Annotated in this window: 1 protein-coding gene; it reads left to right on the forward strand. The window is 67.8% G+C overall.

Annotated elements, in window-relative coordinates:
• Positions 1–566: IS30 family transposase (locus KBX46_RS32225; RefSeq protein ID WP_247668557.1), on the forward strand; the 566-nt coding region annotated here is incomplete at both ends.

The raw sequence follows: 566 nt of genomic DNA on the forward strand, positions 1-566 counted from the left end.
CGGCCGGGGCGGTGCGCTCGGCTAGGCCCTGGGTGAACCTGCGTATCGCTGACCGGCCAGCTGAGGTCGCTGACCGGGCGGTGCCCGGGCACTGGGAAGGTGACCTGCTCGAAGGCGTCCGTCGGGGTGGGCGTGGTGGTTCCGCGATCGCCACGTTGGTGGAACGCGCTACCCGGTTCGTGATCCTGGTCGGGCTGCCCGAGGGCAAGGTCTCCGAACACGTCGTGTCCCAACTGGCCGCCGCGATGACCTGGCTACCGCAACGGTTACGGGCCTCGCTGACCTGGGACCAGGGCGTCGAGATGGCCCGGCACCGTGACTTCACCATCGCCACCGACTGCCCGGTCTACTTCTGCGACCCCCACAGCCCCTGGCAACGCGGCAGCAACGAGAACACCAACGGACTGCTGCGCCAGTACTTCCCCAAAGGCCAATTCGACTTCACCACCATCGACCAGGCCGGCCTCGACCACGTCGCCGACGAACTCAACGACCGCCCCCGCATGACCCTGGGCTGGGCCACCCCAGGTGAGAAGATGACCCAGCTCCTAGGTGTTGCAACCACC

Origin of the sequence: Micromonospora sp. C81 (genome assembly GCF_018070425.1) — a bacterium.
GTDB classification, from domain to species: domain Bacteria; phylum Actinomycetota; class Actinomycetes; order Mycobacteriales; family Micromonosporaceae; genus Micromonospora; species Micromonospora zamorensis.